Here is a 23,716-nt window from a genome sequence, read left to right as displayed (position 1 = left end):
ATGCGACACCACCGGCTGCTGATCCTCAACGGCCCCAACCTGAATCTCCTCGGCACCCGCGAGCCCGACCTCTACGGCACGCACACGCTGGCCGACGCCGAACAACTCGCCGCGGCCCGCGCCAAGGAACTCGGCTACGAAACCGATTTTCTGCAGAGCAACTGGGAAGGAGCGCTGATCGACCGTCTTCACGAAGCCCGAGGCGCCACCGACGGCGTCGTGCTCAACCCCGGCGCGCTCACCCACACCTCCGTCGCCCTCCGCGACGCGCTCCTTGCGTCCGAACTGCTCGTCGCCGAAGTGCACCTCACCAACATCCACCGACGCGAGCCGTTTCGGCACCACTCCTACGTTTCCGACCTCGCCGAAGCAGTGATTGCCGGTGCGGGCATTCACGGCTACGCCTACGGAGTCGAGGTCTTGCACCAAGCTCTCGAACGCCGGGACGTCCGCTCGACGAGGCCGCCACCGCACGCAAGGCCCGGCGAACCTGCAGGCGCTGCTGGATAACGCCGTCCTGGGCACCCGATTCCAGACCGGCGGCTCCGAGCTCTGCGAGGCCGTTCAGTCGCAGGACCACGGCCGAGGGGTCAAGCGGAGGTCCGGCGAACCCGCTGGCGGGGCCGGACCTGGCTGGCCGGTGCGGACGGCTCGCCGGAGCAGCACCACGATGGGCGCCAGGCAGACCAGCAAGGCAACCACGCTGGCCTCCGGGCCACGGTCCCTGACACCGGGCAAGCCTATCCGCGCAGGCCGTCGGTCCGTACGCACCCGGGAGCCGTGAGCGGCATCACCCGGACCGCCGCCGCGGGAACCCGGCGGGCCTCGCGGCCGTTGACCGTACTTACGGCACCGTAAGTTACGGTCGCGTAGGTACGAAAGGTCGTCCTCATGCCGCTTTCCGAAAGCACGCGCTTGTTGCACGAACTGGAAGGGACGGTCGAGGAGAATCTCAACCGGCACCTCGCCGCCGCGCAGGAGTGGATGCCGCACGAGTACGTCCCCTGGAGCCAGGGGCGCGACTTCGCCGATCTCGGCGGGGAGGCGTGGGACCCCGAGCAGTCCCGGGTCAGCCCGGTCGCGCGGACGGCGCTCGAGGTCAACCTGCTCACCGAGGACAACCTGCCGAGCTACCACCGCGAAATCGAGCGCGCGTTCGGCCGCGACGGGGCCTGGGGCACCTGGGTGCACCGGTGGACGGCCGAGGAAGGCAGGCACGGCATCTGCATCCGCGACTACCTCCTGGTGACCCGCGCCGTCGACCCGGTCGAGCTGGAACGCATGCGGATGGCGACCATGCAGGCTGGCTACGCGACCGGCGACAAACCGCTGCTGCACGTCTGCGCGTACGTCTCGTTCCAGGAGCTGGCCACCCGGCTCTCGCACCGCAACACCGGCCGCTACACCCAGGACCCGCTCGCCGAACGCCTGCTGGCCAGGGTGTCCACGGACGAGAACCTCCACATGGTCTTCTACCGGAACCTGGTCAAGGCCGCGCTGGAGATCTCTCCCGACGCCACGCTGCGCGCGATCGCCGACGAGGTCCTGAACTTCGCGATGCCGGGCGCGGTGATCCCGAGCTTCGCCCGGAAAGCGGCGCTGATCGCCAAGGCCGGCATCTACGACCTGCGCATCCACCACGACGACGTCATCCTCCCGTTGCTGCGCTACTGGAAGGTGTTCGACCTGACCGGCCTCGGCCCGGTGGGCGAAACCGCGCGAGACGAGCTGGCGGCCTTCCTCGTTTCCCTTGGCACGCAGGCGTCCCGCTTCGAGGAACGCCGCGACGCCGCCGCCGCTCGCCGTGATGCCGCGAAAGGCTGAGGTCACCGCCGACGACGGGCCGCTCAGTCGCCCGAATCAGCCCAAATCACCATCATCGGCGTGAACCCGCCGAGCACCGACGCCGTGATGTTGTAGCTGATCGAGAGTCTGGTCGCCGCGGTCCCCGGCGGGGAGACGTCGGCCATCATCATGCCCAGCGGACCGACCCAGCGGTACTTCAGCAAACCCGCCGCGGCGTGGTCCGGTTCGACGACAAGGCCGCAGCTGAGCTGCAGTCGCGTTTAGACGCACTATTGGACGAGTTCGTCGCGCGCGACGAATCAGCTGGGCGCAGGCATCCGTTTCTGTGGAGCGGGCTCGAACGTCCTGGTGACGCCGACACTGCCGAGGGCTGACGGCTGGGCGCCTCTGCCTCGGCGTTGCCCCGGCGGGTGCCGACACTGGCGTTGGCTCAGCCGCTGGATCACTTGGAGCGCAAGGAAAACGATCTTCTACTCAGTGCCCGAACTGCCCGTCACGTGGGCGAGCACGTTGACGACGGTGCCGCCCGGGTCCTCGACGAAGAACCGCCGCACGCCCCACGGTTCGTCCGTGAGCGGATAGACGACGCGCAGCCCGCGCCGGACTGCTTCGGCGTGGGCTCGCTCGACTGCTTCCGGTTCGCCGAGGTCGATGCCCCAGCGCGGAACGGGGTCGGTGCCTCCGGGCGGAAGGACGAGCACCTGGGCGGCTGGGTGGTCGCTGCTGCGGAGGCCGAGAACCGGATATTCCATGGCGACGTCGAGCCCGAGGACGCGGACGTAGAAGTCGCGGGTCGCGGCGTCGTCGGGGCCTTCGGAGTAGGCGATGATGCGCTTGATCACCCGGTCAGCGTCGCAGATCGGGTTCGCGGAAGCTTGGAGAAACGGGAGCTAGCCGCCGGCGGAGTAGGCGATGCGGCGATGCCGTCCAGGGCGTTGGACTCGCCAGTGCCGCCCGCGCGACGACCGGCCGGAGCCCCGAGCCGTCAGCGCCAGATGACGCTCGGCGAACTGCTCCGCCGTGATGCTCATCAGGACGGGGTACTTGATCTCCCCGCGCCGCAACTCGGCGTCGCGGAGCCGGGCCTCCTCGCGAAAACCCAGCTCGCCGTGCAGCGACAACGAGGCGAAATTGCTGCCGTTGACGCTCACCTCGCACGCCCGGTACCGGCACCGCTCGAACATGAACGCCAGCAGCAGCGCGACGGCGTCGGCGGCGTACCCGCAGCGGCGGTGCTGCGGGCCGATCCCGATGCCGTAGCTGAACCGGCCGGCGAACGGGTCCGTTTCGACCCAGACCGACCCGACGAGCGTCCGGTTGTGCAGCGTCTCGATCGCGAAGTGGAAGCCGTCCGGGGAGGCGTGCCCGCGATGCGTCGCCCAGTGCCGGTAGCCGCCGACCTGCGGGTCCCGAGCCCGGACGGAGTCCCGGTCGAATCCGGCGAGGGTGCGCTGGTCGCCGGGGCGGACCTCGCGCAGCCGCACCTTCCGTCCGACCTCGTCGACCCGCCACGGGGCGACGGCGCCGGACCCGGCCCGCCGAGACACATTCGTGATCATCGGGAGTGATGGTACCGGGCCGCGTCCGGACCGCGGTCAGGAGAATCCCCGATCGGAGCCGGATCCCGTCACTCCTTGCAGTTTCCCTTGACCGGAACGGGTTTGCCCGGATCGAACTGTCCCGGGTCGGGTGTCAGCGAGGAGCCCGTGAAGTCCGTGTCGGCGAACGCGGGACCGAGCCGGTTGTTCTTGCGGGCGTCGCACGACACGCTGGTGAAGTACCCGTCGGACTTGCTCAGCCACAGGCCGCGGTCGCCCTTGTCCCACGACGAACCGCTGCGCACGACGTAGTCGGCGTCGGCCCGGACGAAGGGGTCCAGGTCGGCGGGCCCTTCGACGACGCGGCTGCCGGGATCGAAGGCGTAGGCCACCACATACGAGACGTGCAAGTACAGCTCTCCGGCCTCGCCCGGGCGCACGGTCATCGTCCCGGTCATTCTCGGCTGCACGGGCAGGAGGCGGTAACCGTCCTCCAGGTAGATCACGTAGCCCGGAGGGTTGGCCTGGAGCTCCGCTCGGGCGTTGGGAGCGAAAAGCCCGATGTACCCGTCCGGGTGATGTCCTTCCAGGACGTCCTTGTCGAACTGCGCGACCTCGACCGCGTGCTTCACCTGCGCCTGCGCGTCCCCGACCTGCTTCGCGGAGAACGAGCCGACCTTCGCCGGGGCCGGGATCGTCAGCCCGGCGATGCCGTCGGGCCAGTTCTGCGCCGGGGTCTTGTCGAACGGCCGGGTCAGGTCGACGTGCGCGGAGTCGGGGAGGTCGGTCGGCGCGGGCGCGGTGGTGGTCGCCGCGGGCACGGCGGGCGTGTTCCCGGCGATCTCCTCCGGACGCGTCCCCTGCTTCCACAGGTAAAACCCCGCCGCGGCCACGACGATCACGACCGCGGCGGAGATGGTCAGCCACCTGCGCCTGCGCGCCCGGCGACGCTGGCGGCGCAGGCCGGTCCAGGCTTCCTTCTCGGCGTGCCGCTGCCAATCCGGATCCATCAGATCCGGGTGATTCTCGATGTTGTGCTCGTCCACTCGCCCGCCTGTCTCGTCGATCCCGCACCCAAAGATCGACAGCCACGGGCGGGCGTTACGAGCCGCGGACCTTCGCAATCAATTCGGAATCCCGGCGGTCCTCAAATCAATTTGCACGGAATGTCGGCATTTTCGTCGAGGTGATACGAAGCGCACACGCGGTGGTAACCGTCCGCGATGACGAGGTCGTCGGCCGTCTCGAAACCGGGGTGGCCGTGCCCGCGGACGAGCAGGACCGGCGAGAGCGCCTTGCCGTCCTTGACCTTCTCGAGATCCTTCGCGACGTGCACGTTGTCCTCGGGCAGCAGCTTCAGCCTGCTGGCGCGCAGGATGTCCTTCGCTTTGCGGTGCGTCAGCTTCGCTTGCTTCAACTGCTCGACCAGGCCGGTCGCGGCCTCCTCGGGCGCGACGAGGGTGAGATAGTCGAATGCTGCCGGATAATCGTGCTCGTCCGGTTCGTCTTTCCAGTGTTCTTTCATGACGCCTCCCTCGATTCGACCTCTTGGGCAGCCTTGGCAGCGCGGGACGCGGCCCACGCGGTGACGCCGACGCTGATCAGCGCCGCGGCGAGGATCGCCCCGCCCTCGCCCGGAGCGAGCAATCGTTCGTGCGTGCCGATCGTGACCGCCGCGACCGGCACCCCCAGTTGCGCACCCGCGAGCACGGCCAGCGGCAACGGCTGTCCCAGCAGCCGCGTCGCGCCGTGGACCACGATCGACCCGGCCGCGATCAACGCCGCCAGCAGGAGCATCACCGGATGCTGGCCGAGCGCGCGCACGTCGAGCGAAGCGCCCAGCCACACGAAAAACACCGGTCCGAGAAAGCCGTCGGTCACCGCGAACAACTGCCGCGCGAGCCGGCGCGGCTCCCCCACCGCGGCCAGCGCGAGCCCCGCGACGAATCCCGCCAGCATCACCGACACCCCGACGAGCTGAGCCAGCCCGGCGAGTCCGAAAAGGACAATCAGCGCGACCCGGAGTTCGAGGCCGAAATGCCGGGACTTGCTGAGGTCGTGCGCTTTGTCGACGAGGCCGCGGGAATGCAGCCACCGCAAGATCGCGAACCACGCCGCACCGGCCGCGACCACCGCCAGCGCGCCCAGGGCCGCCCGCCCGGCCCGCTCCGGCGCCGCCGCCAGCGGCAACGCCACGATGCACGCCGTGTCCGCGATCGCGACCTGCACGATCAAGGCCAGCGCGGGCGGCGTGCCGAGTTTCGTCTCGTTCAGCACCGGCATCACCAGCGCTGCGGAACTGGACGCGAGGAGGACGGCGTAAAGCAGCCCGTGCCCGGTGCCGATGAGCGCCGCCACCCCGAATCCGGCGGGCACGGACAACACGCCCACGAGCGCGGCCAGCAACGCCCCTCGCCCGGCCGCGACGCGCAACGCCGGGTCCCGCAACGGCACGTGGCTGCCCGCGACCAGCATCACCAGCGCGAACCCGGCGGAGGCGACGTAGGAGAGGATCGGATCGTCGGCCTTCACCCAGCCGAACCCGGTCCGGCCGACGACGACGCCGAGCAGGATTTCCCCGACGACGATCGGGATCCGGGCGCGTTCCGGGGTGGCCAGCAGCGGCCCGGCCAGACCGGCGAGAAGGACGACGGCCATCGCGAACAGAGTCATCGGCACGCCTCCTCCCGCCGGGTATTGTCGCCCGGCCCGGCTTTCCGGACCACTCCCGTCACCTGGTTGCGGCGCGGCTGCGGCATCCGGAAATCCGGCGCTCGTCCGGCCCGGCACCGCGAACGTCCGGAGGGAGCTTAGTTCCAACGCCAGGAACTCAAGGCGGCACGATGGGCGGGGCTGAAGCGCTCCTGCCGAGGCCGAATGACCTCGCGGGCCCGGGCTGACTGGCGACGGGCCCTCCGGGTGCTGGGAGCGGGTTATCGTCCGCGAACAGCCGAATAGCGATAAATCGGGCGTTCGCCAGGCTTGGCGTCCTTTGTGGACGCTCAACAGCCGGTGCGGCCACGCGGCTTGACTCCCTGGCATCAAAGGGGCCCCTCACCGACCCCGAAGCCGCGCACAACGGCTACAGAGAAAACCACAATGCGGCCCGGTCCTAGCCGCCGACAACTGGCCAGCCGCGGAATGCCTCCGCCGAAACCCCGGGCGCCGACCGTCAGCGGCGGATCAGTCCCTGCTCCTTCCCCGCCGCCACCGCCGCGGTCCGGGAATCCACTCCGAGCTTCGTGTAGATGTGCACCAGATGCGATTTCACCGTCGCCTGGCTCAGAAACAGCCTCTTGCTGATCTCCAGGTTCGACAGCCCGTCCGCGACCAGCCCCAGCACCTCGATCTCCCGCGGCGACAACGCGGCCGCCGGGGTGCGCATGCGGTTCATCAGGCGGTGGGCGACCGCGGGGGCCAGGACGGTCTGTCCGGCGGCGGCGTTCCGCACCGCGGCGGCGAGGTCCTCCGGCGGCGCGTCCTTCAGCAGATACCCAGTGGCGCCCGCTTCGATCGCGGCCAGGATGTCGCCGTCGGTGTCGTAGGTCGTCAGGACCAGGACTTTCGGCGCGTCCGTCGCGGCGGTGATCTTCGCGGTCGCTTCGGAGCCGTGCATTCCGGAGCCGAATTGGAGATCCATCAGCACGACGTCCACCCCGGCGGCCAGGCGGACCGCTTCCGCGGCGGAGGACGCTTCGGCGACGACCTCCAGGTCCGGCTCGGTTTCCAGGACGGCGCGCAGTCCGGCCCGGACGACGGGATGGTCGTCGGCCAGCAGGAGGCGGATCATCGCGGCTCCACGGGGAAGCTCACGGCCAGTGCGGTGCCGGTGCCGGGCGACGATTCCACGGTCCACGAGCCGCCGAGGGACCGGGCGCGGGCGCGCATCGCGGGCAGGCCGAAACCGCTGCCGCTGCGCACTGCTTGCGGGTCGAAGCCGATGCCGTCGTCCACGGCGTCCAGGGTGATGCTCGTGTCCATGTAACTCAAGGTCAGCTCGGCCCGGCCGGCCGCGGCGTGCCGGACGGTATTGGCCAGCGCCGATTGGGCGATGCGCAGCAAGGCGACCTCGTACGCCGTCGGCACGTCGAACGGGGTGCCGCTGAGGTGAAAGTGGACAGTCAGGCCGGAACGTTGTTGCGTGGTCGCGCAGAGGCGTTCCAGCGCCGCGGGCAAGGAAGCGCCTTCCAACTCCACCGGGGCCAGGGCGTAGACGAGACGGCGGGCTTCGGTCAGGTTGTCTTGGGCGGCTTGCCGAGCCTGGGCGACGTGCGGGACCGCGGCGTCGGGACGGTCCGGCAAAGCGCGTTCGGCGGCGCGGAGCAGCAGGTGGATGCTCGACAGCCCCTGGGCCAGGGTGTCGTGGATTTCCCGTGCCAGCCGTTCGCGTTCGGCGAGGACTCCGGCGGAATGTTCCATCGCGGCCAGGTCGTTGCGGGTTTCGCGCAGCTCCTCGATGAGGTGCCGCCGTTGCTCGCTTTCGCGGTAGAGCACCTGGTAGCCGAGCACGGTGGCGACCGCGACGGCGGCTCCGAGCGCCGGGCCGATGATCACGCCGACGCTGAATCCGCCTTGGTGGCGCGTGAAACCGGCAATCGCGAGGACGGTGGTGAGCGCGACGACGACGAGACCCCAGCGTGTCGGCAGCAGATGCATCTGGAGGAAGTACAGCGGGAAAGCCAGCCACACCCCGTCCGGAGTGAGCCACAGCAGCACGAGCCACGCGATGCCCAGCACGGCAAGCCATCCGGCCGTCGCGCCCGGCACCCGGCCGACGCGGGACAGCAGCGGGCCCGCGGTGTAGACGCCGCCCATCACCAGCGCACCCGCGAGCACCGCGGGTGCGTTCGGGAGGCCTTCGGCGAACGCGCGCGCGACGGCGAGCACCAGCAGCCCGGCCAGCAGGAGGTGCAGGCAGACGCGCAGCACGCGCAACGGCCGGTCGAGGGTGTGCGGGTTCACGAAAGCCTCCTGCCTCGATTGTCCGGGTCCCGAGCGGAATCCGCATCAATCGAAAGGTTGAGCGGCGAGTGCACCCATCGATTCCCAGCCGGCCATCCGCAGCGCGATGTTCCCGCGCACCGGCCGGACGAGGCTGGGTGGCACACCGAGAAGGAAGGGACGCACATGTTCGTCGCGTGGCGGGATCTGCGCTTCGCCAAGGGCCGGTTCGCGTTGATGGGGACCGTCGTCGTGCTGATGACGTTGCTGGTCGGGCTGTTGTCCGGGCTCACCGCGGGGCTGGCCGCGCAGAGCACGTCCGCGATCACCGGATTACGGGCCGATCACCTGGTCTTCGCCGAACCCGGCCGCGGATCCCTCTCGTTTGGACAGTCCACAGTGACCCGAGAGCAGGCCGAGCAGTACGCCCGGGTTCCCGGAGTGACCAGCGCGGAGCCGATCGCGATCAGCACGGCCAGCGCGGCGGTCGGCGGGCGCACCGCCACGGTGGCGGCGTTCGGGGTCCGGAACCCGAGCCCGGGCACGGCCGTGTTGTCCACCGGCGCGGCCGACGCGTTGAAGGCCACGGAAGGCGATCAGCTCACCCTGCAAGGCCAGAAGGTCACCGTGACCGCCATCGCCGGAGACGACTCCTACAGCCATCTCCCGGTGGTGTGGACGCATTCCGCCGGTCCAAACGCGACAGTCCTCGCGGTGACCACCGACCCGTCCACCGATTTCGCCGCGGCGGACGCGCGCCTCGGCACTCGCACCGTCGCGAAGGACGACGCGTTGTCCGCGATCGGTTCCTACTCGGCGGAAAACGGCTCGCTCCAGCTCATGCGCGGGTTCCTCTTCGTGATCGCCGCGCTGGTGATCGGCGCGTTCTTCACCGTGTGGACGATCCAGCGCAGCCGCGACATCGCGGTGCTGAAAGCGCTCGGCGCGACCACGAAGTACCTGCTGCGCGACGCACTCGGCCAAGCCGTCGTGCTGCTGATCGGCGGAACCGTGCTCGGGACCGGGCTCGCCGCCGCGCTCGGAGCGGTCGCGTCGGGAACGGTGCCGTTCGTGCTCGGCGCGGGCACCTTGCTCGGCCCGGCCGCGGTGCTGGTGGTCCTCGGTGTGCTCGGGGCCGCGCTGGCGGTCCGTCGCATCACCTCCGTCGATCCGCTGACCGCCCTCACCTCCGGAGCGCACTGATGAGCCTGCACCTGTCCGGCGTCACCCTCACCTACCCCGACGGCGATTCCCGTCTCACCGCGCTCGACCAGGTCGACCTCCACGTGCCTGCCGGGAGCGTCGCCGCGGTGGTCGGACCGTCCGGGTCCGGCAAATCGAGCCTGCTGGCCGTCGCCGCGACGCTCATCCGGCCGGATCGCGGACGCGTGGTCGTCGGCGAGGTCGACACCGCGGACCTCGACCGGGCCGCGCTGGCGGACCTGCGTCGCTCGACGATCGGGATCGTGTTCCAGCAACCGAATCTGCTCGCCTCGCTCACCGCGGTGGAACAGCTGGAAGTCATGGCGCACCTGAACGGAACGCCGCGTCGCGAGGCGACGAAACGAGCGAGGGAGCTGCTCGACGCGGTCGGGCTCGCCGACCGGGCCATACATCGGCCGGGGCGGCTTTCCGGCGGACAGCAGCAGCGGGTGAACATCGCGCGCGCGTTGATGAACGAGCCCGCGGTGCTGCTGGTCGACGAACCGACGAGCGCGCTGGACCAGGACCGCGGCGCGGCGGTGATCGATCTGCTCACTACGATCACGCACCAACAGGCGACGGCGACCGTACTGGTCACCCACGACCGCTCCCACCTCGAAGGGGTCGACTCGGTGCACGAGGTCGTCGACGGACGGATCCACCAGCCGGCCCGGGCCGGCGCCGAGGAGAACCGATGACGAAGAAGATCTACTGGGCCGCCGCGATCTACACGATCCTCGGCCTGCTCGGCGGGCTCTACTACCGCGAGCTGACCAAGGCGAGGAACTTCACCGGCGACACCCAGCTGTCCATTGTGCACACCCACCTGCTCGCGCTCGGGACGCTGGTGTTCCTGATCGTCCTGGTGCTGGACAAGGTGTTCGCGCTCTCGGAGACGAGGTCGTTCGCGCCGTTCTTCTGGATTTACCACGCCGGGATGCTGATCACGGTCGGCGGAATGGTCGTGCACGGCACGCTCACCGTGCTGGGCAAGGAATCCGGCGCGGCGATCGCCGGGATCGCCGGGCTGGGGCACATCCTGCTGACGGTGGCGTTCGTCCTGCTGTTCGTCGGCCTGCACGGCCGGATCTGGAAGCCCGCCGAGACGAAAGCCTGACGTACCGTGAAGGACTCCTTGCGGGAATCTGGTTCCCGCAAGGAGTCCTTCACGGACTTACCGGCGGCGGAAGGTGAGCGCCGCGAGGCCGGCGCCGACGAGCGCGATCGCCGCGGAGCCGACGAAGGCGACCGAGTAGCCGCTGGTCAACGCCGCCGGGTCGCCGAGCGCACCCGCGCCCGAAGCCGCCGCCAGCGCGGTCATCACGGCCAGCCCCAGCGCCGAACCCACCTGGTAGCCGGTGTTCACGATGCCCGACGCGAGCCCGCCTTCTTCCGGCCGGGCCGCGGAAATCGCCGTGCTGAGCGACGGGATGAACGCCAGCGACATCCCCAGCGCCGCGACGAGCGACGCGGGCAGGACGTCGACCCAGAAGCTGCCGTCCGCGCGCACCAGCGCGAGCCAGCCCAGTCCGGCCGCCAGCAAGAGCAGTCCGGCGACGATCGGCGGCTTCGGGCCGAACCGGCCGATCACCCGCGGGGCCAGCGCGATCATTCCCAGCATGATCAGCGCGGTCATCGGCAGCAGCGCGGCGCCGGCCGGGAAGGCGCGGAAGCCGAGCACCTGCTGCAGGTAGAGGTTCAGGAAGAACCACATCGGAATCCACGCCGCACCCAGGAAAACCTGCGCCAGGTTCGCAGCGCCGAGCCGGGGAGCGCGGAAAATCGACAACCGCATCAGCGGAGTGCGTGCTTTCGCTTGCCGCACCACGAAACCGGCCAGCAAGACGAAACCGGCACCGAGCGCGATCCAGGTTTCCGCGGCCGCCCAGCCCGCTTCCGGAGCGCGGACAATCCCGTACACCAGCGTGCCCAAGCCGAGGGTGACAGTCAGCGCGCCGAGGACGTCGACGGCGCCGCGGGTTCCCGCCGCTCCCCCAGGCAGGACGGCCCGAGTCGCGAACAGGGCGAGCAGCGCGATCGGCACGTTCAGGTAGAACACCCACGGCCACGACAGGTACTCGGTGATCACTCCGCCGAGGAACACCCCCGCGGTACCGCCGGCCGGAGCCGCCGCGCCGTACAGTGCCAGGGCTTTGGTGAGTTCCTTCGGATTGCTGCCGAAGAGCATCATCAACAACGTCAGCGCGGACGGGGCGATGAGCGCGGCTCCCGCGCCCTGTACGACCCGGCCGGCGAGTTCGACCGGCACGTTCCCCGCGGCTCCGGCGAGCACCGAACCGGCCAGGAGAATGGCCCACCCAGCGGCGAAAAGCCTTCTGGCGCCGAACAAATCCGATAGTCGCCCGCCGAGCAGCAGCAAGCCGCCGAAGGCGATCACGTAAGCGTTGAAGACCCAGGACAGGGTGCTGGGCGTGAAGCCGAGGGCGTCGCGCATGCGCGGCAGTGCGACGCCGATGATCGAGGTGTCCATGATCACCATGAACTGGGCCAGGGCGATCAGCCCGAGCGCCCACCAGCGGAGGGTGTTCGGCCGGGTTTCTTGTGCGGTAGTCATCGTTTTTCGCTTTCTCTTCAAGGGGAACGGCAGCAGCACGGCATCCGGCGGCTCAGGCGAGTCCGGCGTCGAGGACGAACGCCGCGGTACGCACGACGCCCTCGGCCTGGAAGTCCAGGTACAGCAGGTACCGGCCGGTCGTCGGGGCTTCGGCGTGGAAGCGGATCTCCGGCCCGGGCTTCCCGTCGGCGAGCGCGTGGATGTGCAGGTAAGCGAGGTCGCCCTGGCGCAGCGCGACCAGATGCCCGAACGACCCCAGATACGGCTCCAGATCGGTGACCGGCTGTCCGTCGCGGGTCACGCGGGCGGTCAGCATCGTTCCGGCGCCGGCCGCGAGCGTGCCTTCGAGGGTCACCTCGTAGCCGTCGACCACGCTCTTCGCGACCGGTTCCGGGGCCTGCGGCTGGTAGTCACCGGCCACCTCGACCGTGCGCGACAGCGTGACGCTCTCGCCGCCCGCCGGGGTCAGATCGGTGAAGACCCGGTAGGTGCCCGCCGCGTCCCACGTCCAGGGGATCGTCCATACGCCGGTCTCCGGGTCGAGCACCGGATGACGGTGCCGGAAGTGCGCGCCGTCGGTGCGAACCACGATCAGGTGTAACTGCTTGCCGTGCGCCTCCTCGTATTTGGTGACCGGTTGTCCACCGGCGGTGGCGACGGTGAACGAAAGCTCGCCGTCCTGCCCCGCGCGAGCGGGGGCGTGCACCACGCCGAGCTGGACCTCGCCGGCCGAAAGTGCGGTGCCGTTGACGTTCATCGGTTTCTCCTTCGCTCGTTCTCGACGGCACGAACTTTATACCCCTAGGGGGTATCTGGAAGTGTGTCGTGGGTCTCAGTCCGGGCGACGCCGGCCCTTGTCTGCGCCTGCGCCCGGCGTTACGCTTCGTCAACGGCGGTGCGCCCGCACCGCCCGTTCCGTTCGCTCTCGAGGAGGTGCGCGTGCTTCTGACTTCCGGACAGCTCGCCGACCTCCGTCAGCGCACGCGCCAGTCCGCCTGGAACAAGGGGCGCGTCGCGCACGGCTGGCCAACGCGGCCCTGAGCGGTCTCCCCGCTCGGTCGCGCTCTCGCCCGGGACCCCGGGTCCCGGTGCCGTCAGGCCTCCGCCTGACCACTCTTCACGGTCCCCTGACCCGCGCCGATCCGGCGCGTCGGCGGCCGTGGACCCAGCCGAGAAAAGACGAGAGGAACTCCGATGGTCGACCCCGAGGTCACCGTCAACGGGAAACGCACCGCGATCGGCGACGTTCCCGTCCACACCACGGCACTGGACTGGCTCCGCGGACAGGGCCTGACCAGCTGCAAGGAGGGCTGCGCGGAAGGCGAATGCGGCGCGTGCGCGATCCTGGTCGCGCGCCCCGGCGTCGCATCCCCGACGGACCTGGTCGCGATCAACGCGTGCCTCGCCCCGGTCGGTTCGCTGGACGGGCAGGAGGTGTGGACGGCCGAGGGTCTCGGGTCCACTGAGGACTTGCACCCGGTCCAGCACGAAATGGCCGTGTGCGGCGGATCCCAGTGCGGGTACTGCACTCCTGGGTTCGTCTGCAGCATGGCGGCCGAGTACTACCGCAGCGACCGCGACGCGACCGGCGACGACCACGCGCCGAACGGCTTCGACATCCACGCGCTGAGCGGCAATCTCTGCCGCTGCACCGGATACCGGCCGATCCGCGACGCCGCGCACGCGCTCGGTGCTCCTCCGGCCGAAGACCCGTTGGCGCAGCGGCGAACCTGCCGCGCACCAGAACCCGTCGCGACGCAACTGCATGACGGCGGCCGGGACTACCTTCGCCCGGCCAGCTGGGCCGAAGCGCTGCAGCTGCGCCACGACCGTCCTAACGCGACTTTCGTGGCCGGGTCGACGGACTGGGGCGTCGAGGTGAACATCCGCGGCGTGCGAGCGGACTGCGTTGTCGCCATCGATCGCGTGCCGGAGCTGCAGGTCCTGGACATCGGCGCGGACGCGATCGAGATCGGCGCCGGGCTGAGCCTGACCGAAATGGACCGCCGTCTCGGCGGACGGGTGCCGCTGCTGAGCCAGCTGATCCCGCAGTTCGCGTCCCGGCTGATCCGGAATGCCGCGACCCTCGGCGGAAACCTCGGCACCGGTTCGCCGATCGGCGACTCGGCACCGGTGCTGCTCGCCCTCGGCGCAAGCGTTGTCTTGTCCTCTGTAGACGGAGAGCGCGAGGTGCCGCTCGCCGAGTACTTCACCGGCTACCGGCAGAGCGTCCGGCGGGCCGACGAGCTGATCCGGTCGGTGCGGATTCCCTTGCCGCTGGCCGGAACCACCGCGTTCCACAAGGTCGCGAAGCGGCGGTTCGACGACATTTCCAGCGTCGCCGTCGCGTTCGCGCTTGACATCGAAGACGGTCTCGTGCGCACCGCGCGGATCGGGCTCGGCGGGGTCGCCGCGACGCCGATTCGCGCTATCGAAACCGAAGCCGCACTCGTCGATCAGCCATGGAGCGAGGAAACCGTCCGCGCCGCGGCGGAAATCCTGCGCGGCGAGGGCACGCCGATGGACGACCACCGAGCGAGCGCTGCCTACCGCGCCGCGACTTTGGGCCGCAGCTTGCTGAAACTTCACGCCGACTCCCTGGAGGGGGCACGAGCATGAGCGCCTTGTCCGAACGCCCGGAAAGCCCGTCCATCGGGATCGCCCGGCCGCACGAAGCCGCCGCAGCGCATGTCCGGGGCACCGCGTTGTACACCGACGACCTCGTCGCCCGCACCAAGGACGTGCTGCACGCGTACCCCGTACAGGTAAACGAGGCCCACGCGAAGGTGCTCGCGATCCGCACCGAAGCGGCCGAAGCCGTACCCGGCGTGGTTCGCGTCCTCACCGCGGCGGACGTCCCCGGCGTCAACGATTCCGGCGTGCACCACGACGAACCGCTGTTCCCGTCCGAGGTCATGTTCTACGGCCACGCGGTGTGCTGGGTGCTCGGCGAGACGCTGGAGGCGGCACGGCTGGGCGCGGCGGCCGTCGAGGTGGACACCGAGGCGCTGCCGTCGCTGGTGACAGTCGGCGAAGCGATCGCCGCGGGCAGTTTCCAGGGCGAGCCGCGGGTGGTGGCACGCGGCGACGTCGACCCGGCGCTGGCCAGTTCGGCGCACGTTTTCCGCGGCGAGTTCGACTTCGCCGGCCAGGAGCACTTCTACCTGGAAACCCAATGCGCACTGGCCCACGTCGACGAATCCGACCAAGTCTTCGTGCAGAGCAGCACGCAACATCCGTCGGAAACGCAGGACATCGTGGCGCACGTGCTGGGTAAGCACAGCCACGAGGTCACCGTGCAGAGCCTGCGGATGGGCGGCGGGTTCGGCGGCAAGGAATGGCAGCCGCACGGGTACGCCGCCGTCGCCGCGCTCGGAGCCACGCTCACCAGACGTCCGGTGCGGCTGCGGCTCACCCGCACGCAGGACATGACGATGACCGGCAAGCGGCACGGTTTCCGCGCCGAATGGAGCGTCGGTTTCGACGCCGACGGCAAGCTGCAGGCCCTCGACGTCGTGCTGACCGCGGACGGCGGCTGGAGCCTCGACCTGTCCGAACCGGTGCTCGCCCGCGCGCTGTGCCACGTCGACAACGCGTACTGGATTCCGCACGTCCGCGCGATGGGGCGGATCGCGAAGACGAACAAGACGTCGCAGACCGCGTTCCGCGGCTTCGGCGGGCCGCAGGGCATGCTGGTGATCGAGGACATCCTCGGCCGCTGCGCACCGCTGCTCGGCATCGACCCGGCTGAGCTGCGGCGGCGCAACTTCTACACCGAAGGCCAGGACACGCCGTACGGGATGCCGGTCCGGCACCCGGAACGCCTCCACCGGATCTGGCAGCAGCTGCTGGACTCGGGCGACGCCGAACGTCGGCAGGCCGAGATCGCCGCGTACAACGCGAAACACGCGCATGCCAAGCGCGGCCTCGCGATCACGCCGGTGAAGTTCGGGATTTCCTTCAACCTCACTGCGTTCAACCAGGCCGGCGCGCTGGTGCACGTCTACAAAGACGGCTCGGTGCTGATCAACCACGGCGGCACCGAAATGGGCCAGGGCCTGCACACGAAGATGCTACAGGTGGCCGCGACCGCGCTGGGCGTGCCGCCGGAGAAGGTGCGGCTGGCCCCGACCCGGACGGACAAGGTGCCGAACACCTCGGCCACCGCGGCGAGTTCGGGCGCGGACCTCAACGGCGGTGCGGTCAAGAACGCCTGCGAGCAGATCCGCGACCGGCTTGTCGCCGTCGCGGCGGGCAAGCTCGGAGTCCCGGAAAGCGACGTCCGGATCGTCCGCGGCGCCGCGCGCACGTCCTCCGGCGAGGAAATCGGCTGGGACGAGCTCGTGCACGCGGCCTACTTCGACCGGGTGCACCTGTCGGCCGCCGGGTACTACCGGACCGAGGGGCTGAGCTGGGATTCCGCCACGATGAGCGGATCGCCGTTCAAGTACTTCGCCTACGGCGCGGCGCTGGCCGAGGTCGAGGTGGACGACTTCACCGGCGCGTACCGGACGCGGCGGGTCGACATCGTGCACGACGTCGGCGACAGCCTGTCCCCGCTGATCGACATCGGCCAGATCGAGGGCGGCTTCGTGCAGGGCATGGGCTGGCTGACGCTGGAAGACCTGCGCTGGGACGAATCCGACCGGCCGTCTCGCGGACGGCTCGCGACCCAGGCGGCGAGCACGTACAAGCTGCCGAGCCTGTCGGAGATGCCGGAGGAATTCAACGTCACGCTGCTGGCCGACGCCGCGGAAGAAGGCGCGGTCTACGGCTCGAAGGCGGTCGGCGAGCCGCCGTTGATGCTGGCCTTCGCGGTGCGGGAGGCGTTGCGGCAGGCGGTCGCCGCCTTCGGAGAGCCCGGGCGAAGCGTCGATCTGGCTTCTCCGGCGACGCCGGAGGCCGTGTTCTGGGCGATCGACCGCGTCGTCACCGCCGCTCCGGAGATCGAAGCGCAGGTGCCGGATCTGGTGGGCCAGCCATGAACTGGATCAGCGCGGTCCAGCACCTGCGGGACGCGGGGCTGCCGGGCGTGCTCGTCACCGTGACGTCCTCGCGCGGGCACACCCCGCGCGAGGGCGGCGCGAAAATGGTGGTCGGCCCCTCGGAATGCCACGGCACGATCGGCGGCGGCAATGCCGAGGCGGTCGCGATCGACCGGGCCCGGGAACTGTTGCGGGACAACGCGACCGCGCCGGTGCTGCAAACGCTTTCGCTGTCCGACAAGGCTCCTTACCAGCACGGCGTGCAATGCTGCGGAGGGACGATGACGCTGTTGTTCGAGCCGCTTCCGGTGCGTCCGGCGGTGGCGGTCTTCGGGGTCGGGCACGTCGGCCTGGAGCTGGCGCGGGTGCTCGCCCGGCACGAGGTCTCGCTGCACCTGATCGACAGCCGGCCGGAGCAGCTGACCGCGGAACGGCTGGCCGTGCTCGACGACGCGGTGGCGAGCGTGCACGTCCACCAGGTCCCGCTGCTGCCGGAGACGGTGCTCGCGGAGCTGCCCGCGGGCACGCACGTGCTGATCATGACGCACGACCACGCCGAGGACATCGCGCTGTGCGACGCGGCTCTGCGCAGCGGCACGTGCGGGTCGGTCGGCCTGATCGGGTCCGCCGGGAAATGGTCGCGGTTCCGGAAACGCCTGACCGACCTCGGCCACGACGAGGCGGCGCTGTCCCGGATCACGACCCCCATCGGGCTCCCGGACCTGACCGGGAAGGAACCGGCGGTGATCGCGGTGAGCGTCGCGGCGGCGCTGCTGCGGAAATTCCAGGCGCGGGTCCAGCCGGGAGCCCTTCAGGCGTAAATCGCTTGCCTGCCCCCGGGAGCACGACTGGGATACGGGGAGACACCGTCAGCTCCTGGGGGCCTCCTGCCATGGAAATCCGGCACAACAACGACTACGAGCTCTTCTTCAGCACCGTCCAGGCCGCGTTCGGCCGCTACTGGACGGACTCGGCGGGCAGCGGCATCCTGGGCGCTTTCGAGAGCGAACGGAGCTTGATCGCCCACGCGGCGGACGGGAAACCGGTCGGCACCACCGGCGCGTACTCCTTCGACCTCACCCTGCCAGGCGACGTGCTCTCCCCCGCCGCGGGCGTCACCGCCGTCGGCGTGCTGCCGACGCACCGGCGGCAGGGAGTGCTCCGCGCGATGATGCAGGAGCACCTCGCCGACGTTCGCGCCCGCGGAGAGTTCCTGTCCGTCCTGCTCTGCTCCGAAGCGGTGATCTACCGGCGCTTCGGCTACGGACCAGCGACTTACACGGAGCGGATGACCGTCGAACGGCACCGCTCCGCTTTCGCCGCACCACGCGGGGGCACTGCGGTCGCGACCGGCTCCGTCGAACTGCTTCGGCGCGTCGACTGCGCGGAGCTGCTGGAAGAGATCTACGACCGCTACCGCCGCACCCAGCCCGGCGCGCTTTCGCGACCGCACCGCTGGTGGGCGCTCGGCGCGGGACATCCGCCGACCGGCCCGGAGCCGCGGTACCTCGCCGTGCACCGGGACGCCGAGGGCACCGCGGACGGGTACGCGAGCTACCTGGTCAACGGCGACACCCTGACGGTCGACGAGGTCATCGCGGTCGACGACGCCGCTTTCACCTCGCTGACCCAGTACCTGCTCGGGCACGACCTGGTCAAGAAGATCGAGTTCAAGCACCTTCCGCCAGGGAACCCGCTGCGCTGGCAGTTGGCGGATCTGCGCGCGGGCGAGCCGGCCGAAACGGACTGGCTGTGGGTGCGGTTGCTGGACATCCCGCGCGCCCTGACCACGCGAGGCTGGTTCACGGACGGTTCGCTGGTCCTGGACGTGACGGACCCGTTCCTGGAGGAGCACGGCCGGTACCGGCTGACGGTGCGCGACGGGAAGGCGGAGTGCGTGCGGACGGACCTCGCGCCGGACCTGTCGCTGGACGTGAGCGATCTCGGGTCGATCTATCTCGGCGGGACGCTGCCGAGCGTGCTGATCCGGGCCGGGCACATCCAGGCGCACCACGGCGAGGCGCCCGGGCTTGCGGACGCGCTGTTCCGGTCGGATCGCGCGCCGCACTGCGTGCACTGGTTCTAAGCCAGCACCTCAGCCGCCAACCGGCGGGCGTAGGCGGCGTCGAGCCCCTCCGGACGGAACAGGATCCGGTACATGATCGGCGCCACCACCCGGTCCATCACCGTCTCCGCCGGCGGGGCCGCCTCGCCCCGGGCGACCGCCCTGGCCAGGACGACTTCCACCTGGTCAGCGGCGTACGCCGAGCATTGCCCGGCGTTGCTGCCGTCCGGATCGCCGAGCAGCGCGTCGCGGATGTAGGCGCGGCCCGCCGGAGAGGCCATTTCGTCCAGGAACAGCTCGGTCCACGCCGCCAGGTCCGCGGCCAGCGAACCGTGGTCCTCCGGCGGCGCTTCCGGGCGCAACCGTTCGACCGCGACGTCCGACAGGAGTTCCTGCAGGTCGCCCCAGCGCCGGTAGATCGTCGACGGCGTGACGCCCGCCCGCGCCGCGACCTGGGGTACGGTCAGCGCGTCCCGGCCCGATTCGGCGATCAGGTCGCGGACGGCGGCGTGCACCGATTCCTGGACTCGCGCACTGCGCCCGCCCGGACGCACCATCCGCTTCTGGCTCACCGTGCCACTTTAAGGCGCGTCCGTTCGAGTGCGTGTCCGGTCCGCAGCAGCACCTGCTCGCCGTGCGGCCGGGCGAGGAGCTGCAGGCCGATCGGCATTCCGTCGAGGTCGTCGCCGATCGGGAGCGTCAAGGCCGGTACGCCGGTGATGTTCGCGGGGGCCGACAGCCGCACGTACGCGTCCGAGACCGCTTCGACGGTGCCATCGGACCAGGTGACCGTTTCCTGACCAGCAGGGACGGCGGTCATCGGAACGGTCGGCGCGGCGAGGACGTCGATCTCTTCGAACAGTCGAGTCCATTCCTGGCGCATGAGGGTGCGGGCGCGTTGTGCGCGCAGGTAGTCCCCCGCGCCCATCAGCTCACCGGCTTCGAGCAGGACCCGGACGTCGGCGGCGTACTGGCCGGGCACCGTGCGCAGGGTTTGTTCGTGATACGCCGTGGCTTCCGGAACCATCAGGCCCCAGTGCGTTGCCTGGAGGTAGCGCGTCAGCGGGATTTCGACGTCGACCAGCTCGGCCCCCAGCTCGGCGAGGCGGTCGATGGCGTCGCGAACGGCGGCTTCCACCGTCGGGTCGATGTGGTCGAAGTAGTAGTTGCCGGGGACTCCGACGCGCAGGCCGGTCAGGTCGTCGCCGATCGGGAACGACTGTCCAATCAAGACAGACAGCACGAGCGCGGCGTCCTCGACGGTGCGGGTGATCGGGCCGACGTGGTCCAGCGACCAGGACAGCGACGTCACGCCGTGGCGCGGGATGAGGCCGTAGGTCGGCTTGAGGCCGACGACTCCGTTCAGCGCGGCGGGCACCCGGATCGAACCGCCGGTGTCGGTGCCGAGGGCGAATGTCGCGGCGCCTGCTGCGACAGCTACCGCGGAACCGCCGCTCGATCCCCCGGCCACGCGGGAGGGGTTGCGGGCGTTGTGCGTCTGCGGAGTCGTGAGCCCGTAGGCGAACTCGTGCGTGTGGGTTTTGCCGAGGAGGACTGCTCCGGCGGCCTTGAGCTGGGCGGCGACGGTGCTGTCTTGTTCGGCGCGATGCCCGGCGCGGACCTGGGAACTGGCGGTGGTCGCGGTTCCGGCGACGTCGATCAGGTCCTTCAAGCCCATCGGGATGCCGTGCAGCGGGCCGCGGATCTGCCCGAGCGCGGCCGCTTCGGCCCGGACCCGATCTGCGTCGACCGCGACGTACGCGTGCAGCCGGGGTTCTACCTCGTCGATGCGAGCCAGGACGGCCTCGACTAGCTCGACGGGCGACACCCGCCGGTCCCGGATCGCGGCGGAGGCTTCGGCGAGGGTGAGGTCAGCGAGCGACATGCCGGACGTCCTCCTCCGCACGATAGGTGGAAGCCGGTGGCGTGTCGCCGAAATCCAGGTCGCGTAGGACTCTCACCACGGAGTGGATGTGGTTGGCGACGGCGGCCACGGTGGTGTGCCGCGCCGCAGCCAGCGGCAGTCCGGCACGGGCGGCCAGGCTCGCTGCCTCGTCGGGGGTCAGGTCGGACACGGAGACTCCTAAAAGCTAACCATTTGCTTTAAGCGACCGTAGTCGCTACCGTCGCTTAAAGCAAACAAGTTGCGTTAAGGAGGAACGGGGCATGTCCTGGACCGTCGGTGAGATCACTGTCCATCGGGTCGACGAGATCGAATTCCCCGCCGAGACCGGACCGTGGCTGCTGCCCGGCGCGACCGCCGAGGTCGTCTCGGGCGAGGACTGGCTGCGGCCGGACTTCGCCGACGGCGGCGCGATCCGCTTGCACAGCCACAGTTTCGCGTTCGAGAAGGACGGGAGGAAAATCCTCGTGGACACCGGGATCGGCAACGGGAAAACCCGCGCCAACCCGGCGTGGCACGACCTCGACACCGGGTACCTGGACGCGCTGGCGGCCGCCGGGTTCGCTCCGGACGAAGTGGACCTGGTGCTGCTCACCCACCTGCACGCCGACCACGTCGGCTGGAACACCCGCGAGCAGGACGGCGAGTGGGTGCCGACGTTCGCCTCCGCCCGGCACGTCACTGCCCGCGCCGAACGGGAGTTCTGGGCGGGCTACGACATGGACGCGCCGCGGCGGCAGATGTTCGAGGATTCCGTGCTGCCGGTGGAGCGCGCGGGGCTGCTGGACCTGGTCGACGTCCCCGCGGACGGCGTGGAAATCGTGTCCGGCGTGCGGTTGCTGCCGACGCCCGGCCACACCCCGGGCCACGTCTCGGTCGAACTGCGCAGCGCCGGCGAGACCGCGCTGATCACCGGGGACGCGGTGCACCATCCCGTGCAGTTCGCGCACCCGGAAATCGGCGCGTCGGTGGACATCGACCCGGCGGCGTCCGAGAAGACCCGCCGCCGCCTCCTCACCGAACTGGCCGACTCGGAAACTCTCGTGCTGGGCACGCACTTCACCCCGCCCACCGGCGGGCACCTGGTCCCGCACGGTTCCGGCTACCGGCTGGTGGAAAAGCCGTGAAGGACTCCTCGCGATATTCCCGCAAGGAGTCCTTCACGGACTTCAGCACAGGTGGCTCGGTGCGCTTCGGCGTTGTCAGTCGCGTCCGAACCGAACACCGCTACGGCCGTACACCTCGAGATCGTCAGTCAACGGGCGCACGAACTTCTTCCACCGTTTTCCCCGCCACCGAACCAAGATCGACCGACTTCGTTTCTTTCGCGAGCAACGAAGCCACGAGCGAAATCAGGCCCATCACCGCCAGGTACGCCCCGATCGCGTATCCGGTGCCGAACTTCGCGTACAACCCGATCGCGATGATCGGAGCGAGCGAACCCGCCAGCACCGACGCCAGGTTGTACGCCAGCGAAACTCCGGAATACCGCACCTCAGTCGGGAAAAGCTCCGCGAAGAACGCTCCGATCACCGAGCTGTACGCGGCGAAGATGAGCAACCCGCCAGCCACCGCGACCATGATCAGGCCGGGGCTCCGCGTGTCGACCAAGGCGAAGAACACGAACGCCCACACTACGGTCGCCACCGAAGCGACCACGTAGATCGGCCGCCGTCCGACCCGGTCGGCCAGCAGGGCGAACAGCGGAATCGTCACGACCGCGCACGCCTGCCCGACCAGCACCGCTGTCAGCCCGACCGAACTGTCCATTTTGAGCACAGTCGTGACGTAAGTGATCACGAACAGCGAGAACAGATAGAACCCGGCGTTCTCGCCGAAACGCGTCGCCGCGGCGAGCAACACGCTACGCCAGTGCTTGCGAATCACCACGCCCGCAGGCAGCCCCTGGGGTTTCGGCGCGTCGTGGAACAGCGGAGTTTCCGCGACGTAAAGCCGCAGCCACAACCCGATCAAAACGAGCACCGCGGAAAGTCCGAACGCGAGCCGCCAGCCCCAGGACAGGAACTGTGCCGACGGCATCGCCGCGCCGAGAACCGCCAGCACACCGGCGGCGAGCAGATTTCCCAGCGGCGGCCCGACATTCGGCCACGAAGACCAGAACGCCCGACGCGCGCTGCCGCCGTGCTCGGACACCAGCAGCACCGCCCCGCCCCATTCGCCGCCGAGCGCAAACCCTTGCACCAGGCGGCAGACAACGAGCAGCAACGGCGCGAGCACGCCGACCGCCTCGTAAGTGGGCAGCAGAGCGATCAAGAAGGTCGAAGCACCCATCAAAAGCAGGCTGGAGATGAGCGTCGACCGCCGTCCCTTGCGGTCGCCGAGGTGGCCGAGCACGACCGCGCCCAGCGGCCGGGCGAGGAATCCGACGGCGTAGGTGGCGAACGCGAGAACCGTGCCGACCAGCGGGTCGTGCGACGGGAAATACAGTTTGTTGAAGACCAAAGTGGACGCGGTGCCGTACAGAAAGAAGTCGTACCATTCGACGGCGGTGCCGGCGAGGCTCGACGCCGCCACCACCCCCAGCCGCGTGTGCGGGCGTTTTCTGTTACGTTCGCGAGAGGTGTCAGGCATTTCGGCTCCTGGAGTCGGAGGGTCCGTGACGCGGATGAAGTGCTGGTGCCGGAAGCCTCGGTGGCTGTTGCCGCAGCCACCGAGGCGTATTCCCCCCTCGGGAACTGC

At 69.8% G+C, this 23,716-nt stretch carries 24 protein-coding genes; 10 read left to right on the top strand and 14 right to left on the bottom strand.

The window, feature by feature from the left end; translation table 11 throughout:
- Together aroQ and H5411_RS23045 are read left to right on the top strand one after the other, a co-directional pair.
- On the top strand, positions 1-510 hold the full coding sequence (gene aroQ, locus H5411_RS23050) for a type II 3-dehydroquinate dehydratase (protein WP_101438695.1): 510 nt from the start codon (positions 1-3) through the stop codon (positions 508-510).
- Between the two features lie 381 nt (positions 511-891).
- Complete coding sequence (locus H5411_RS23045; RefSeq protein WP_183124972.1) at positions 892-1,824, top strand: acyl-ACP desaturase; 933 nt, start codon at positions 892-894, stop codon at positions 1,822-1,824.
- Between the two features lie 23 nt (positions 1,825-1,847).
- On the opposite strand, the gene H5411_RS23040 is transcribed toward H5411_RS23045, so the two are convergent.
- The 8 genes from H5411_RS23040 to H5411_RS23005 all read right to left on the bottom strand — a co-directional run bounded on the left by H5411_RS23040 (position 1,848) and on the right by H5411_RS23005 (position 8,306).
- The gene (locus tag H5411_RS23040) at positions 1,848-2,009 is read right to left on the bottom strand and encodes a hypothetical protein (RefSeq protein WP_183124971.1); all 162 of its coding nucleotides are present in this window, start codon (positions 2,007-2,009) and stop codon (positions 1,848-1,850) included.
- Between the two features lie 267 nt (positions 2,010-2,276).
- Entirely contained in the window at positions 2,277-2,648 is a 372-nt protein-coding gene (locus H5411_RS23035; RefSeq protein ID WP_183124970.1) for a VOC family protein, read from the bottom strand.
- A gap of 48 nt (positions 2,649-2,696) precedes the next feature.
- The gene (locus tag H5411_RS23030) at positions 2,697-3,290 is read right to left on the bottom strand and encodes a GNAT family N-acetyltransferase (protein WP_183124977.1); all 594 of its coding nucleotides are present in this window, start codon (positions 3,288-3,290) and stop codon (positions 2,697-2,699) included.
- Positions 3,291-3,433: 143 nt separating this feature from the next.
- On the bottom strand, positions 3,434-4,390 hold the full coding sequence (locus H5411_RS23025; protein ID WP_183124969.1) for a hypothetical protein: 957 nt from the start codon (positions 4,388-4,390) through the stop codon (positions 3,434-3,436).
- Positions 4,391-4,491: 101 nt separating this feature from the next.
- Positions 4,492-4,869, bottom strand: coding sequence for a hypothetical protein (locus H5411_RS23020; RefSeq protein WP_183124968.1), 378 nt, complete (start codon positions 4,867-4,869; stop codon positions 4,492-4,494).
- Positions 4,866-6,017 carry a cation:proton antiporter gene (locus H5411_RS23015; RefSeq protein WP_183124967.1) on the bottom strand — a complete coding sequence of 384 codons (1,152 nt, stop codon included), beginning with the start codon at positions 6,015-6,017 and terminating at the stop codon, positions 4,866-4,868. Before H5411_RS23015 ends, H5411_RS23020 begins: the two co-directional genes overlap by 4 nt.
- A gap of 499 nt (positions 6,018-6,516) precedes the next feature.
- Entirely contained in the window at positions 6,517-7,134 is a 618-nt protein-coding gene (locus H5411_RS23010; RefSeq protein ID WP_101438689.1) for a response regulator, read from the bottom strand.
- Positions 7,131-8,306: a sensor histidine kinase gene (locus H5411_RS23005; protein WP_101438688.1), complete on the bottom strand. Its 1,176-nt coding sequence runs from the start codon at positions 8,304-8,306 to the stop codon at positions 7,131-7,133. The genes H5411_RS23010 and H5411_RS23005 overlap by 4 nt, the downstream gene beginning before the upstream one ends.
- Before the next feature lie 165 nt (positions 8,307-8,471).
- On the opposite strand from H5411_RS23005, the gene H5411_RS23000 reads away from it, so the two are divergent.
- Genes H5411_RS23000 through H5411_RS22990 form a run of 3 tightly spaced genes read left to right on the top strand, consistent with a single transcriptional unit; the run spans position 8,472 to position 10,605 of the window.
- On the top strand, positions 8,472-9,488 hold the full coding sequence (locus tag H5411_RS23000) for an ABC transporter permease (protein ID WP_101438687.1): 1,017 nt from the start codon (positions 8,472-8,474) through the stop codon (positions 9,486-9,488).
- Entirely contained in the window at positions 9,488-10,186 is a 699-nt protein-coding gene (locus tag H5411_RS22995; protein ID WP_101438686.1) for an ABC transporter ATP-binding protein, read from the top strand. Before H5411_RS23000 ends, H5411_RS22995 begins: the two co-directional genes overlap by 1 nt.
- Complete coding sequence (locus tag H5411_RS22990; protein WP_101438685.1) at positions 10,183-10,605, top strand: DUF2871 domain-containing protein; 423 nt, start codon at positions 10,183-10,185, stop codon at positions 10,603-10,605. Before H5411_RS22995 ends, H5411_RS22990 begins: the two co-directional genes overlap by 4 nt.
- A 57-nt stretch (positions 10,606-10,662) precedes the next feature.
- Here the strand turns inward: H5411_RS22990 and H5411_RS22985 are convergent, their stop codons facing one another.
- Both H5411_RS22985 and H5411_RS22980 read right to left on the bottom strand, forming a co-directional pair.
- Positions 10,663-12,063 (bottom strand): MFS transporter, encoded by a 1,401-nt coding sequence (locus tag H5411_RS22985; protein ID WP_101438684.1) that lies wholly within the window; start codon positions 12,061-12,063, stop codon positions 10,663-10,665.
- Between the two features lie 52 nt (positions 12,064-12,115).
- The gene (locus H5411_RS22980; RefSeq protein ID WP_101438683.1) at positions 12,116-12,820 is read right to left on the bottom strand and encodes a hypothetical protein; all 705 of its coding nucleotides are present in this window, start codon (positions 12,818-12,820) and stop codon (positions 12,116-12,118) included.
- Positions 12,821-13,257: 437 nt separating this feature from the next.
- Here H5411_RS22980 and H5411_RS22975 point away from each other — a divergent pair, with 437 nt between their 5' ends.
- The 4 genes from H5411_RS22975 to H5411_RS22960 all read left to right on the top strand — a co-directional run bounded on the left by H5411_RS22975 (position 13,258) and on the right by H5411_RS22960 (position 19,134).
- Positions 13,258-14,682 (top strand): xanthine dehydrogenase small subunit, encoded by a 1,425-nt coding sequence (locus H5411_RS22975; protein WP_101438682.1) that lies wholly within the window; start codon positions 13,258-13,260, stop codon positions 14,680-14,682.
- A complete protein-coding gene (gene xdhB, locus H5411_RS22970) occupies positions 14,679-17,048 on the top strand; it encodes a xanthine dehydrogenase molybdopterin binding subunit (RefSeq protein WP_101438681.1) in 2,370 nt (789 codons plus the stop codon). Before H5411_RS22975 ends, xdhB begins: the two co-directional genes overlap by 4 nt.
- Positions 17,045-17,869: a xanthine dehydrogenase accessory protein XdhC gene (gene xdhC / locus H5411_RS22965; protein WP_101438680.1), complete on the top strand. Its 825-nt coding sequence runs from the start codon at positions 17,045-17,047 to the stop codon at positions 17,867-17,869. The genes xdhB and xdhC overlap by 4 nt, the downstream gene beginning before the upstream one ends.
- Before the next feature lie 71 nt (positions 17,870-17,940).
- Positions 17,941-19,134, top strand: coding sequence for a GNAT family N-acetyltransferase (locus H5411_RS22960; RefSeq protein ID WP_101438679.1), 1,194 nt, complete (start codon positions 17,941-17,943; stop codon positions 19,132-19,134).
- Here H5411_RS22960 and H5411_RS22955 read toward each other — a convergent pair.
- Genes H5411_RS22955 through H5411_RS22945 form a run of 3 tightly spaced genes read right to left on the bottom strand, consistent with a single transcriptional unit; the run spans position 19,131 to position 21,188 of the window.
- On the bottom strand, positions 19,131-19,685 hold the full coding sequence (locus tag H5411_RS22955; RefSeq protein WP_101438678.1) for a TetR/AcrR family transcriptional regulator: 555 nt from the start codon (positions 19,683-19,685) through the stop codon (positions 19,131-19,133). The genes H5411_RS22960 and H5411_RS22955 overlap by 4 nt on opposite strands.
- Positions 19,682-20,998: an amidase gene (locus tag H5411_RS22950; protein ID WP_101438677.1), complete on the bottom strand. Its 1,317-nt coding sequence runs from the start codon at positions 20,996-20,998 to the stop codon at positions 19,682-19,684. Before H5411_RS22950 ends, H5411_RS22955 begins: the two co-directional genes overlap by 4 nt.
- Complete coding sequence (locus H5411_RS22945; RefSeq protein WP_101438676.1) at positions 20,985-21,188, bottom strand: hypothetical protein; 204 nt, start codon at positions 21,186-21,188, stop codon at positions 20,985-20,987. Before H5411_RS22945 ends, H5411_RS22950 begins: the two co-directional genes overlap by 14 nt.
- A 91-nt stretch (positions 21,189-21,279) precedes the next feature.
- On the opposite strand from H5411_RS22945, the gene H5411_RS22940 reads away from it, so the two are divergent.
- Positions 21,280-22,143: an MBL fold metallo-hydrolase gene (locus H5411_RS22940; protein ID WP_101438675.1), complete on the top strand. Its 864-nt coding sequence runs from the start codon at positions 21,280-21,282 to the stop codon at positions 22,141-22,143.
- 124 nt (positions 22,144-22,267) lie between these two features.
- Here the strand turns inward: H5411_RS22940 and H5411_RS22935 are convergent, their stop codons facing one another.
- Complete coding sequence (locus H5411_RS22935) at positions 22,268-23,608, bottom strand: MFS transporter (protein WP_101438674.1); 1,341 nt, start codon at positions 23,606-23,608, stop codon at positions 22,268-22,270.
- Positions 23,609-23,716: the final 108 nt, after the last annotated feature.

The organism is Amycolatopsis echigonensis (assembly GCF_014174495.1).
Taxonomy (GTDB): Bacteria; Actinomycetota; Actinomycetes; order Mycobacteriales; family Pseudonocardiaceae; genus Amycolatopsis; species Amycolatopsis echigonensis.
This window is presented reverse-complemented; position numbering and strand designations above follow the sequence as displayed.